At 33.7% G+C, this 13,082-nt stretch carries 14 protein-coding genes and 1 other annotated feature; of the genes, 1 reads left to right on the plus strand and 13 read right to left on the minus strand.

Features of this window, described 5'->3' with window-relative positions:
* Positions 1 to 39: 39 nt before the first annotated feature.
* The 10 genes from ileS to OEI98_RS08990 all read right to left on the minus strand — a co-directional run bounded on the left by ileS (position 40) and on the right by OEI98_RS08990 (position 8,103).
* On the minus strand, positions 40 to 2,838 hold the full coding sequence (gene ileS, locus OEI98_RS08945) for an isoleucine--tRNA ligase (protein WP_019907758.1): 2,799 nt from the start codon (positions 2,836 to 2,838) through the stop codon (positions 40 to 42).
* A gap of 54 nt (positions 2,839 to 2,892) precedes the next feature.
* Positions 2,893 to 3,111, minus strand: a binding site (T-box leader).
* A 59-nt stretch (positions 3,112 to 3,170) separates the two neighbouring features.
* Positions 3,171 to 3,416 (minus strand): TM1266 family iron-only hydrogenase system putative regulator, encoded by a 246-nt coding sequence (locus OEI98_RS08950; RefSeq protein WP_006570311.1) that lies wholly within the window; start codon positions 3,414 to 3,416, stop codon positions 3,171 to 3,173.
* Positions 3,406 to 3,891, minus strand: a complete 486-nt coding sequence (locus tag OEI98_RS08955; RefSeq protein WP_003869629.1) for a DivIVA domain-containing protein — start codon at positions 3,889 to 3,891, stop codon at positions 3,406 to 3,408. Before OEI98_RS08955 ends, OEI98_RS08950 begins: the two co-directional genes overlap by 11 nt.
* 27 nt (positions 3,892 to 3,918) lie before the next feature.
* The gene (locus OEI98_RS08960; protein WP_028986116.1) at positions 3,919 to 4,665 is read right to left on the minus strand and encodes an RNA-binding protein; all 747 of its coding nucleotides are present in this window, start codon (positions 4,663 to 4,665) and stop codon (positions 3,919 to 3,921) included.
* Entirely contained in the window at positions 4,662 to 4,964 is a 303-nt protein-coding gene (locus OEI98_RS08965) for a YggT family protein (RefSeq protein ID WP_003869630.1), read from the minus strand. Before OEI98_RS08965 ends, OEI98_RS08960 begins: the two co-directional genes overlap by 4 nt.
* A 16-nt stretch (positions 4,965 to 4,980) precedes the next feature.
* The gene (locus OEI98_RS08970; protein WP_003869631.1) at positions 4,981 to 5,394 is read right to left on the minus strand and encodes a cell division protein SepF; all 414 of its coding nucleotides are present in this window, start codon (positions 5,392 to 5,394) and stop codon (positions 4,981 to 4,983) included.
* A 3-nt stretch (positions 5,395 to 5,397) separates the two neighbouring features.
* Positions 5,398 to 6,102 (minus strand): YggS family pyridoxal phosphate-dependent enzyme, encoded by a 705-nt coding sequence (locus OEI98_RS08975; protein ID WP_196801179.1) that lies wholly within the window; start codon positions 6,100 to 6,102, stop codon positions 5,398 to 5,400.
* 5 nt (positions 6,103 to 6,107) lie between these two features.
* Entirely contained in the window at positions 6,108 to 7,295 is a 1,188-nt protein-coding gene (locus OEI98_RS08980; protein ID WP_006570309.1) for an HlyD family efflux transporter periplasmic adaptor subunit, read from the minus strand.
* Between the two features lie 137 nt (positions 7,296 to 7,432).
* Positions 7,433 to 7,600, minus strand: a complete 168-nt coding sequence (locus tag OEI98_RS08985; protein WP_231368307.1) for a tryptophanase — start codon at positions 7,598 to 7,600, stop codon at positions 7,433 to 7,435.
* Positions 7,601 to 7,725: 125 nt separating this feature from the next.
* Positions 7,726 to 8,103 carry a RidA family protein gene (locus tag OEI98_RS08990; RefSeq protein ID WP_019907764.1) on the minus strand — a complete coding sequence of 126 codons (378 nt, stop codon included), beginning with the start codon at positions 8,101 to 8,103 and terminating at the stop codon, positions 7,726 to 7,728.
* 615 nt (positions 8,104 to 8,718) lie between these two features.
* Here OEI98_RS08990 and OEI98_RS15320 point away from each other — a divergent pair.
* The gene (locus OEI98_RS15320; protein ID WP_129545180.1) at positions 8,719 to 8,805 is read left to right on the plus strand and encodes a transposase; all 87 of its coding nucleotides are present in this window, start codon (positions 8,719 to 8,721) and stop codon (positions 8,803 to 8,805) included.
* A 531-nt stretch (positions 8,806 to 9,336) separates the two neighbouring features.
* On the opposite strand, the gene OEI98_RS08995 is transcribed toward OEI98_RS15320, so the two are convergent.
* The 3 genes from OEI98_RS08995 to OEI98_RS09005 all read right to left on the minus strand — a co-directional run bounded on the left by OEI98_RS08995 (position 9,337) and on the right by OEI98_RS09005 (position 12,989).
* Positions 9,337 to 10,371: an L-Ala-D/L-Glu epimerase gene (locus OEI98_RS08995; RefSeq protein WP_003869635.1), complete on the minus strand. Its 1,035-nt coding sequence runs from the start codon at positions 10,369 to 10,371 to the stop codon at positions 9,337 to 9,339.
* 5 nt (positions 10,372 to 10,376) lie between these two features.
* Positions 10,377 to 11,705, minus strand: coding sequence for a transglutaminase-like domain-containing protein (locus tag OEI98_RS09000; RefSeq protein ID WP_323053736.1), 1,329 nt, complete (start codon positions 11,703 to 11,705; stop codon positions 10,377 to 10,379).
* A gap of 414 nt (positions 11,706 to 12,119) precedes the next feature.
* On the minus strand, positions 12,120 to 12,989 hold the full coding sequence (locus tag OEI98_RS09005; protein ID WP_003869637.1) for an HD domain-containing protein: 870 nt from the start codon (positions 12,987 to 12,989) through the stop codon (positions 12,120 to 12,122).
* Positions 12,990 to 13,082 lie beyond the last annotated feature (93 nt).

The raw sequence follows: 13,082 nt of genomic DNA on the forward strand, positions 1-13,082 counted from the left end.
CACCTCCTCAATAAAATATAAAAAGGGGAAAACCCCTTTTTATACTTCAACTTGCTGCTCAATGTGAGAAGCACATCTTGCGCAAATAGTTGGATGCTCTTTTATAGTCCCTACTGTTTCACTGTACATCCAGCAGCGTTCGCATTTTTCCCCCGGTGCATGGGTTACCACAATCTTTAAATTATAATCTTCACTTTCATAAGCATTTTGAGGAACAGGTTCTTCTGGTTGGTGAAGTACCACCTTTGAAACTATGAACATATATTCGAGGTCATTAAAGCCTTTAAAGAAATCATAAAGCTCTTGAGATGGATATATATCCACTTGTGCCTCTAAAGAGTGACCTATCTTTTTGTCGGTTCTCGCTATTTCAAGAGCTTTAGAAATATATTTTCTTATGTCAAAAAGTTTTTCCCATTTTTCTATTATATAAGGATTATTGTATTTTTCTTGGACTTGAGGCCAATCAGCTAACTGAACACTTTCAAAATTATTTTGACTGTCGTGCTTCATATATGACCATATTTCTTCTGAAGTAAATGTAAGCACTGGTGCTATCAACCTTACAAGAGTGTCTAAAATAATGTAAAGTGTCGTTTGAGCCGCTCTTCTCTCTTTAGAAGTAGCAGGATAAGTGTACAATCTGTCTTTTAAAATGTCCAGGTAAAGGCTACTCATATCTACTACACAGAAGGTATGAACCAGATGGAGAAAATCGTAATACTCATATTTATCAAAAGCCTCTGTAAGCTCTTCAACTACTCTGTTAAGCCTATATAAAGCCCATTTATCTATCTCTAAAAGCTCTTCGTAAGGGAGCATATCCTTATCAGGGTCAAAGTCATAAAGATTGCTTAACAAGAACTTACTAGTGTTACGTATTTTTCTGTACGCTTCTGTCATCTGTTTTAAAATCTCTTGTGAAATTCTCATATCTGAAGTAAAATCAGCAGAAACAGTCCAAAGCCTCAAAATATCTGCTCCATATTCTTTAATTACATCAGCTGGGTCAATACCATTCCCTAAAGATTTTGACATTTTCCTTCCTTCACCGTCTACAACAAACCCGTGGGTCAATACGTTTCTATAAGGTGCTTTTCCACGTGTTGCCACAGATGTCAAAAGGGAAGACTGGAACCATCCTCTGTGTTGGTCTGAACCTTCTAAATAAAGCTCTGCAGGCCACTTTAGGTCAGGATGAGTTTGCAACACAGCTGCATGGCTGGAGCCTGAATCAAACCACACATCCATTATATCTGTCTCTTTCCTAAACTTTGTAGAACCGCATTCGCAAGTAATCCCTTTTGGCAATATCTCTTCAGCTGACATTTCAAACCATGCATCTGAACCCTTTTGCCTGAAGATCTCTTTAACTGCATTTATTGTATCATCATTTATAAGCGGTTTCCCACACTTTTCACAGTAGAATATAGGAATTGGCACACCCCATACCCTTTGCCTTGAAATACACCAGTCTCGTCTATCTCTTACCATGTTAGTTATGCGCTCTTCGCCCCATGAAGGATACCAATTAACTTCTTTAATAGCTTTTAGTGCCTCTTCTCTAAATCCTTCCACAGAAGCAAACCACTGTTCTGTCGCCCTAAATATTATTGGACTTTTACATCTCCAACAGTGAGGATATGAGTGGGTAATACGGGTTTCTGCCACTAATGCATTAGCTTTTTTCAAGTCTTCCTTTATGACCTTGTTAGCCTCTTCATAATACAGCCCAGCATATCCTGGCGCTTTATCTGTAAAATATCCCTTATCATCTATTGGATTTAAAACATCAAGACCATACTCTTGCCCAACTAAAAAGTCTTCTTCCCCATGGCCGGGAGCAGTATGAACACATCCAGTACCAGCTTCTAAAGTTACATGCTCACCCAAGATTATTAAAGAATCTCTGTCATATAAAGGATGGGTAGCCTTCATGCCCTCCAAATCTTTTCCTTTAAATACAGCAACTATTTCATAATCTGAAAGGTTAGCTTCTTTCTTTACAGTATCTAACATATCTTTTGCCATTATATATACTTCGTCTCCAAACTTTGCAAGCGCATAATCAAACTCTGGATTTAAAGCAATTGCAAGGTTAGCCGGAATAGTCCATGTAGTAGTTGTCCATATTACAAAATACACATTATTAAGATTCTCAACAATTCCCTTGAATTTCCCTAAATCATCTTTAACTCTAAATTTTACATAAATAGAATCAGAGGTTTCATCAAAGTATTCAATTTCTGCTTCTGCCAAAGCAGTCTCACAGCTGGGGCACCAATATACAGGCTTTAGACCTTTATAGATATAGCCTTTCTTAGCCATTTCACCAAATACTTCTATCTGTTTAGCTTCATACTCCGGATTCAAGGTAAGATAAGGATTATCCCAATCTCCCCTTACTCCCAATCTTTTGAATTGAGCTTTTTGCTTTTCAATCTGAGAAAAAGCAAAATCCCTACACACTTTTCTAAATTCTGTAGGACTTACTTCATGCCTTTTTATACCTAAAGTTTTTATAGCTTGCTGTTCAATAGGAAGACCGTGTGTATCCCATCCTGGCACATAAGGAGCATCATAACCCCTCATTGTTTTGTATTTCACTATAATGTCTTTTAATACCTTATTCATAGCAGTTCCAATGTGTATATCTCCATTAGCATAAGGCGGCCCATCGTGTAAAATATATTTTTCCTTGCCTTTATTTTTTTCCAATGTTTTATGATAAATATCCATTTCTTCCCATCTTTTTAATATCTCTGGCTCTCGTGTTGGCAAATTAGCCTTCATAGGAAAATCTGTCCTCGGCAAATTAAGTGTCTTGTTGTAATCCACTGAACATTACCTCCTCTTCAAATATTATCTTTCAAACTAAAAATAAAACTTCTCGTCAGGGACGAGAAGTTCGCGGTACCACCTACTTATTAAGACAAAGAAAAACTTTGTCTTAATCTCTCATTTAAGATAACGGGAAACCCGGCACAGCTTACTCCTATTTCAGCCTGCAGCTCCGAGGTGATTTTCAGTAGAAACGAACTTATTGGCTCGCACCTACCGCCAACTCTCTGGAAGTCGCTTCTACTTACTCGTCCTCATCATAGCTTTTAACAATATTTTTTTACACAATTATATAATACCACAAGTTTTTCGTCAATAGTATGCATATCTCATGCAGTCAGAGCAGATTTCACTTTTACCCCAGGAAGACTTCCAAGTTTACCAGTAAGAGCCCCTATTTCATCCGTTGTACCATCAACTATTAAAGCGATAACCGATACTCCCCTATCTTTATAGGGTATACCCATTCTCCCTACAATAATGTGGCCGTACTCACTCAATATGTGATTTACCCTATCTGCCACATTTTCTCTATTTTTAATTAATATTCCAACAACCCCTAATCTATTCTGCATCCTTCTCCTCATCCTCATCTGGAATCAATTCTTTCTCATCTATTGAAAGTATTGATTCCAACTGGGCTTCTAAAAGAGATTTAAATTTCGCTTTAAAAACATTTAATTGCTTGCGATATCTTTCTAACTCCATTCTTATTCTTACAACTTCTTGATTTGCCTTCTCTAATATTTTTTCTGCATTTTGTTGTGCATTTTGTATGATAAGTTGTGCTTCTTTTTCTGCATTTCTTTTCAATTCCTCTGCAGTATTTTGAGCAACAATCAAAGTATTGTTTAAAGTGTTCTCCATATTTATGTAGCTTTGAAGTTTTTCATTCATTATATTAATTCTATCTTTTAACTCCGCATTTTCTTTGTATAACATCTCATAGTCTTCCATAATTTTATCCAAAAACTCGTCCACTTCCTCTTCATTATAACCCCTAAAAGACCGCCTAAATTCTTTATTATGTATATCCATAGGCGTCAGCATAATATTACCTCCTTTTCTTTTGTAACATTATATAAACCTTAGAATATGTACAGAAACGCGACCTTTTTTTGTATTACCTCCCACTTCTTCTAATCTAATTCTTCCAAAACCACGTAAAGAAATTACATCTCCCTCTTTTACTTCTGAAGAAGGGTCCTCTGTATACTCCCAATTTATTTGAAGAAGACCGGACTTTATAAGTTCTGAAGCCTTCGTCCTTGATATACCAAAACCTGCAGCTGCCACACTGTCAACCCGTAGTGAGGCTACGGTAGAAAAAATGTCCTTATATTTTATTTCAGGTTCTATCACATCTTTCAAGTCAATTGAATTAACTCTTACCTTCTCTTTCCCGACTTTAAAAAGGTTCATAAGTACATAACTTTCCACATCTTTATGTAACAATATGTCACATTTATCCTCTTTTACAATTATATCGCCTATTTTTTGTCTTTTTATCCCTAACCCTAAAAGTGAACCCAACACATCTCTATGAGATAGCTTAGAAAAATTGCCTTCAATTCTTACAGCGCAAATAGGGGTATCTTCCGGCTGTAAAAAATCGGGGTAAATAATTGCTATCTTTCTTTCTGCTAAAGGATATCCTCCATCTAGATTATAGTTTATATCTTGCTGTCGATACTTTAATATAGTTTTTTCAAAAATTTTTTGTTCAGAGAGGCTTAAAAAGTCTGTATATTTTACTCTTTTAGATTTTAAAACGCCTTTAATTATGTCTTCAAATCGGGATACAGTAAATTCTTTGTCCATCATATATACCTCATCAGTAATAATACTAATTTAAAAGCTAAAGGACGAACTAAATACTGAATCACCAAAATCGCCAAAACCGGCGAAAAATCTATCATTAAATTTCTTCCAATAGAAGACCTAAATTGTAATGTCCTAAAAGGCTCAAGTATTGGTTCTGTCGTTACGATCACAAAACGAGAAAGTGGATTTGACATATTCTCCATTCTTAGCAAAGATAAAATAACCCTTATCAATATAAGCCAATTTATAACTTCAAAAAAATAATCCAATGCTGTTAAAATTGCAAAATTTACAGGCAAAATCATTTCCTCCTTATCAATTTAGATTGTATAAAGAATTTACTTCATCTTTTATATCCCCTGTAATGTCAAAATTCTCAGGCGCAACTAAAAATATATAGCCAGATATCTTCTTTATCTCTCCATTAAGAGCATAGGCTGCACCGCTTAAAAAATCCACTACTCTTTGAGCTTCATTTTTGTCCATCTTTTGTAAATCTACAATCACCGGTTTTTTATTTTTTAATTCATTGCATATATTCATCACTTGTTCAAACTTTTCTGGCTTTAAAATCAAAACTTTTACTTGGGTCTGTGTATGAATATTGACAATTTTAGGCTTTCTATCGTAAGGTATGACAGGTTGTAAAGAGTCTACTTCTTCTTTCTCTTCTTCTGGCTCATCGATACCAAAGAAACTCATTAATTTATCAATCACTTTTGAAGACATTAATTATCCCTCCACATTATATTGTCTTTGCCCAAAAATAGAAGTGCCAATTCTAACAATATTCGCCCCTTCTTCAACTGCTACCCAATAGTCATTGGACATGCCCATTGACAAAAATTCTACTTGTACATTATGTTGCTTAATTTCTTTTAGCTCTTCAAATAATTCTTTCATCTTTCTAAAATAGGGCCTTACCTCTTCCGGTGGAAGGTAAGGAGCTATTGTCATAAGCCCTCTAATTCTTATATTATCATATTTTTCCATTTCTTTAACAAAATTATGCATTTCTTCAGGAGGAATTCCGTATTTACTTTCCTCTCCACCAATATTGATTTCCACCAAACAATCTATTATGAGACTCTTTTGTTTAGCCCTTTTGTCTATTTCTTCTGCCAGTTTAATACTATCTAAAGAATGTATCAACTTAACTTTGTCAATAATGTATTTCACTTTGTTTGTCTGTAAATGTCCTATAAAGTGAAATTCTACCTCATTTTTTAAATAAGGATACTTTTCATTTAACTCTTGAACCTTATTCTCACCTATATCAGTTATGCCACAAGCAATAGCTTCTTTTATAGTTTCTACACCGAAAGTTTTAGTAGCTGCCACAATTAATATTTCCTCCGGATTTCTATTTACCTTTAACGCATGCTCTTTTATGTTTTCTTTTATCCTTCTTATATTTTCACATATAGTCGTATTTATCCCCCTTATTTGCTCAAGTAATCCTCTCCATTTACCGCTATTTCGTCATACACTTTTAATCCAGATGTTTTATCAACGCTTTCTACAATCGCATATTTGCCATCTGTAGCCTTTATTACTACTTCTTTAAAAGTAGGAACTTTGCCATTTTTTATTACAAAAACTCCTTCTTTTCCTTCTTTTTGTACAATAGAAGAAAGAGGTATTTTAAGTCCATTGTACTCTTTAACTTTAACTTTTACATTTATTTTAGAAGTTTTATAAAAGTTGGGATATTCATCTATCATCTCAATTATTCCTATATATAATTTATCGTCACCTTTATAGGTTTTTATAACTTTTCCCCGCAATTCACCACCATAATTATCAATCAAAATTTTCACATTACTATCTTCTTTTAATAAGTCCTGTTGTTTTTCATTTAAAACCAACGCTAAATACCACTCCAAATTATCCACTATTTTTACAAAAGGGTAATCTCCTTTTACCTCTGTACTAATTTCTTTGGATTGAAAGTTTAAATTTTCAAGTTGTGTCGGATTTAAATTGAACATATCTTTTTCATGTAGAATACTTTCACTGCCATCGAAATAGTAACTTACAATTCCTGACTCTGGTGAATTTACAGTAATCACATTTTTTTCTACATATTTTTCTAAATACTCCTTTTGCTCTTTTAAGTTTTCAATTCTTTGGAGCATTATTGGCCCTTTACTTAAAATTTCTTCTTTTTTGGCTTTTAAGTCTTCAATCCTTTTTTGTATTTTATCTGCACCAGGGCTATTTTGCTGTATCGCATTTTGATAATTTTGCTCTTCTTTCTTTATTATGTCGTCTAATTTTTGAACATCTGAATAAAAAGGTATATTAGTATCCTGATTTTTTAGTTCTCTGTTTACCTCATCTAATTGATGTAGTTTTTCCTCATCGAAATCAGCAGAATAAACTTGCACAATAGGAGTACCTTTGGGAACTTTTTCTCCACTTGGTACAAGTTTTTTTATTTTACCATCAAAAGGAGCATTTATCATTATTTCATTCTTTATCACATATCCTTGGGCATTAAAGGCTATTAAAATACTTCCATAAGTCACTACTGTAGTTTTATTTTTGTTTGCAAAAGTCGTTATCCCTACTTTACTTATGTAAACTATCACCAATAATATAACTATAATTTTAGCTAACCTTTTCACATCTCTCACCTATCAATATATTCTATATAAATGCCGATTTTCCTTCTACAAATTTATGCATATATTCATTTTATCACAGTTTTCGATATTTTTATAGACAAAATAAGGAGATGGTGAATTGCCCATCCCCTTATTTTTTATTCTACCGGTTCTAATCTCGCAGTAAAATGCCTCAATATTGGCGGCTCATAAGTAAATCTATATCCTTTTATTTTATCTCTTCTTGCATAAACTCTTTTTACAGCCTCTGCTATAACATCCATATGACTTTTAGTGTAAACTCTCTTAGAAATTGTAAGGCGCACAAATTTATTTATCGCTCTAGTTACAATTATACTGTTTTACCTAAAATTTCTTAACTGTTGATACCTCCTATTTTTATTTCCCCAGCTTGTAATCGTTTAATAATTCTTTAAAAAAAGAGAAAATTTTATTTATGAGCGACGACTTCTATTTCTATAAGGGCACCCTTAGGAAGACTTTTTACTTCAACTAAGGAACGGGCAGGTGGATTGTCTTTAAAATACCTTCCATAAATCTCATTAATTTTTGCAAAATCCCCCATGTTAGTGACAAATACAGTTGTCTTTATAACATTGTTAAGGTCCATTCCGGCAGCTTTTAAAATCGCTTTTATGTTCTCTAAAACCCTTTCCGTCTGCGCTTCAATACCTCCTTCTACAAGTTCTTCTGTAGCAGGATCAATTGCTATTTGCCCTGATGTGTACAAAAAGCCGTCTATCATGATAGCTTGCGAATATGGTCCAATAGCCTTTGGCGCAGCATCGGTGTTTATTATGGTTTTCATTTATTTTCATCCTTTCAGTAAAAGTGTTATACAATATGTAAAACTGAATACATAGAATATTATACCATTAATATTTATGGCTTATCAATATTTTTTTAATGATTATAAAATTTTTTGCACTCCTTTGTTGTCAAAAATTTTAATATTAAACCCAGTGAAAAATAACGTAATATTGAAATAAAAAGAGAAAAATCTCATTTACCTTGTGTTTTTTTATGTTTTGGGCAAAAAATTGTGGATAAACTTAATTATTTAATTTTGACTTTCTTTGACCTTTATAATATTAATTAAAGTAGAAATACAATTTAGTATGTGCAGGAGGTGGTAAGTATGGTATTAAGGAGTGGTTTTCTCCCTTAATCGTACTTCCCATCTCTGCACTTCCCAAAAATACATTGAAAAAGGAGAGGTGAGAAGTCCGCCTCTCCTTTTTTCATTTTTTAAAAAATTCTATAATGGTGGGTAATAACACCCTATTTAAAAAAATAGAGCACTTGTTCTAAATACCTGTTATATTATAATTGTTCAAATACTAAAAACACTCAAAAGGCCAGAATAAGTGCATAACAATTATATCACAAAACTTTTAAAAGCTGAAGATATAATCAAAATGTCATAACAAAAGTTAAAGTATCAAAGAGGGAGGCATATGGATATAGGAATTTTGAACGATTTAGAAAGAGGATACCTTATTGTGTGTAAATAAGAGTAACAAGGGAATATAAAAGCAAATACTGGATAGCCTCTGTATCAAATGAGGTCTAGAGTATAATGAAGTTATTTTCATTTAATGTATAAAATTGCTAATAATTACATTATGTTCTGATCTAAAAAGTAAGGGCAGGCATTCAGAAAACACCTACCCCACCTCTTGACAAAGAATTTTGATGGTGTAAAGAGAGAAAGTGTCTACAAAATGTCAAAGGAACAAAGAAAATATAATAAAATATAATGAAAAATACAAACAAAAAAAGACTCAGGAGATAAAGAGAACAGAGAAGCTGTAAGAGAAGTCAGCAGAAACTTGTGCCACAATTGCGAAAATGTCACTATATCTCATTATTTGCCGTAAAGTTGCACTACATATACTGCCAAATACAAAAGGTGCACGTCTGCGAAAATAAGCAGAGGTGCGCCTTTTGATTCGGATTTTTGATTTAAACATAGCGAAAATGAAAAAATCCGTACCACTTTAACTGATTTATACGTACTACTTTCAACTCTTTGATTTTTTCATTCTTTTGGTATTATTTCTGATATTTTTTGTTCAAATTTTCCTCTGAATATTTCTTCTTTCATCATTAAGTGTGAATCTAAATCATGAAAATTAAACGCACCTGTTCCAAGTGCAAAATGCACACTTTGATTTATTCCAACACTTGACTCCGACATGCAACCTATCATAAGCTGTAAATTTGCAGCTTTAGCCATCTCAACAATTGCTAAAGCATCTGAAATACCCGACTTCATAAGTTTTATATTTATGTAGTCTACTGCTTCTTCTTTTATAAGCCTAAGTACATCACATTTAGTACGTGCACTTTCATCTGCTGCTACAGGAAATGGAGAATTAAACCTAACAAATTTTAAGCCATCTATATCATTTGCTAGAACAGGTTGTTCAAATACTGATACGTCAATTCCCATATTATATACCTTTTTAATAAATTCAACTGCTTGCTTATGAGTATATCCCATATTTGCATCAACAATATATTTTGCTCCTTTTGTTACCTCAAAAATTGATTCCATAACTTCAATATCTTCTGCTAAGTTTTCACCAACCTTGATTTTTATAACCCTAAAGCCCTTATTATATATAGATTTTGCTTCCTCTATACGATTCTTAAAACTATCTATTCCTACTGTTTTATCCGTTTCAATTTTATCCTTTGCACCACCTAATATCTGATAAACAGGAATTCCTATTTCTTCTGAAAAAGCATCAAGCACTGCATATTGAACAGCTGCCTTTAAACTTGGAGTTGCAAACATCTTATCCGTAATATCAAAAATTTTTCTATAGTTTTTCACGTCTATTCCTGTGATTGTTTCCTTTACAAAATTTTCAAATTGTAATAAAGCTTCTACTCTTTCTCCATTAACTCTAAATGAAGGCGATGCTTCTCCATACCCTTTTGCACCACTATCAAGGGTTACTTCTACCTCAATGTTTGTTGCCTCTGATGAAATGCTCCCAACGATATGAAATGGTTTATAGAAATTGTACCTTTTAAGTGTAAATTTTATATCCACTATTTTTCCCATTTTCTCTACCTCCGTATTTCTTTAAAATCTAATACTTGAATCTCATATTTAAAATCATAAATATTTTTATACTCTGTTTCTGCTTCACCAACCTGATTATCATAAGGATCATTACGCCAGAATACTTTCTTAGGTGCAAAGTCTTTCATAAAATCAGAATTTGCCACCATTCTAAATGCATCAAGATTACCAAAATAGAATTCTCTTAATTCTTGATTGTTTTTATAGCGCCCACCAAAAGATAGGTCGGCAGGAAGCCATCCATAAGGTGGTATAAAGAATAATGCCCAATCATGCGGTGACGCTAGGAATGGGGTTATATACCAGCCTGATTGCCATCTGGCAGGAATACCTACAATCCTGCAAAGGGTTATAAAGAGGAGCGCCTGAAATCCACAGTCTCCTTTTAAATTACATGCAACAAACTCAGGAATATTTTCATATAATGCATAAGGATGTACATAAGAGTAGTTAACATTTAAGGTTATCCAATCATATATCTTCTTTGCTTTTAGATAGGGGTTTTTCTCATCTCCTACTATTTCTTTAGCAAGTTTCTTTAAATATGGTGTAAAAATTATATGAGGCGGCTCCTCTGATAAAAAGTCATAATTATTTATTTCTTCGGTATTTGCTGGAACAACTGTGTTTACCCATTCTTTTATAACATATTCGAATTCTACAAAATATTCATTTTCTTTTTTACCTTCAAAATAGATTGTTCTTTGAGGGATATCGGAAGATGCTAAAAAATACTTTTCATGACTTGCTGAAACAAGTTTTACATCTTTCTGCTGAAATTCTTCTTTTGGAAATGGTAACCAAACTTTCACTTTCTCTTCCTCGATGTCTTCTACAATTTTTAGAGAAATTTTAGCACGAACCTTATATTCTTTCGGCTTATCACCATTCAGAAGTTCTCGTAACCTATTGTCATTAAGATTTCGTGACTCTTCTCTACTTTTGTCTTTTTTCATCCTTTTCTGGTAATCCGGAATCGCATAAGTAATATTCTGAACAAATCTTTCCTCATACATTCTTTTTCCATCAACCATAATGTAATCCAAAAATCCTTTATCAAGTAAAGTATAAAATTCTTCATTTGTAAAATTATTTATAAGCTCTCTTGCTTTGTTAATAGCTGTCTCCTCATTATAAGGATAATTCTTTAAAAGTCTTTTTACTCGCTCCTTTTCAAAAATTAATCTCATTCTAAGCTCATTTGGAAGTCTTCTTTCAAGCCATCTTTCAATGAGATGATTTGCTTGGTCAAAATTTCCTAAATATTCTTCACGAACAATTTCCTCTGGAAGCTTAACATTCATAAATTCCACGTTCTTTTTCCCCCTTTTTTATTTTAACATTTCGGTTTTTGCAGAACCCCAAAACCCTCATAAATTCAGGAGTTCTGCTATATATTTTCAAAGGAATTCCCACGCTTTTGTAGAATTCCTATATATGACAAACACAAAAACGAAACGGAGGAAATCCTATGAAAAACAAAGCTAAACAATTATCTCTTGATATTGTTACTAATGGCTTGGGTGTTTAAAGCCTACCAGCTTTTATGATAATGATTCTTTTGATATTGAAAATGCTAATTCTGCTGCTGAATATAAAGCCCCCTCAGCCTGGCATTGACTCTAATGGTATCTCTACTTGCCCCCGTGACCCTTCCCTTAAGATGGTTTACGACGTTATAACATGGAAAAATGGCAGAGCTTCTCTCATCAGCATTCTTCTACACTTTACAACTTCCTGCTATTGAAAAATCCAGTGTAAATGTCCATTTCAATTTCCTGATTGTAAGAGGGAAAACTGCTTTCTTCCTTCACATAAATTCTGGTGCCGTTTATCTTCATCAATACTTTAGAACCTCTGCGAGTAATTCCAGCTGAAAGGCCATCAATTAATCTGAAAAATCTGTACATTGGCAATAGAACCTCAGGGAAGTCGGACGGCAGTTCGTTTTCAAGATGATGATGATACTTTATCAAATAATACACCTTATCGTCTATATTATATAACGCCTTGCTTAAATCAGCGCTTCGAAATGCATGAAAATAACCCTTTTCAAACACTTCTTTCGGATTTACTATATCTCCTATCTTCAACTCCGGCTGTACTTTCCCAATATCATGCAGAATAGCTGCCTCTACAAGTGCATTCTTATCCATCCCCGGCAATTCCATCAGACCTTGTCTAAAAGCATCTGCAATTAATTTAAGCATGTTTACGACGTGCCTGAAACCACCATTTCTGATTACACCGGTTATCTTCACCATGCCTGTACTTTCGTCGTACTCATCCATATACTCTGGAACAGATTTCAGCCGTGCCTCTATACGCTGGTCAGGAAGCATGATCGAAAATGCCGTTTCCACTTCATTTTGACTACTTCTCAATTTTTGCATCATATTGTATTCCGCTGCTTCATCTCCCATGAGAAACCATTTTAGTACTACGTTATAGTCAATGTAGCCCTTTGCGCCGTTTTCTTTTTCTACGATAACCACACCTTCTTTACTTTCAAGCATTACTCTTGCAACTTCTCTTAAATCGGCATCCTGTGAAACTACAGGTAAATTAATATATCGGCCTATAGTCATATTTTCCATCAAATTACACCCCTCTAATCTTTTTGTTTGTTCAGATTCTATAGAAAACAAGCCTGTTCGTGCCTACTGCTTCCGGCAGTAATATGAGAAATC

The organism is Thermoanaerobacter sp. RKWS2, from assembly GCF_026240795.1.
In the GTDB taxonomy this organism is placed as follows: domain Bacteria; phylum Bacillota; class Thermoanaerobacteria; order Thermoanaerobacterales; family Thermoanaerobacteraceae; genus Thermoanaerobacter; species Thermoanaerobacter ethanolicus.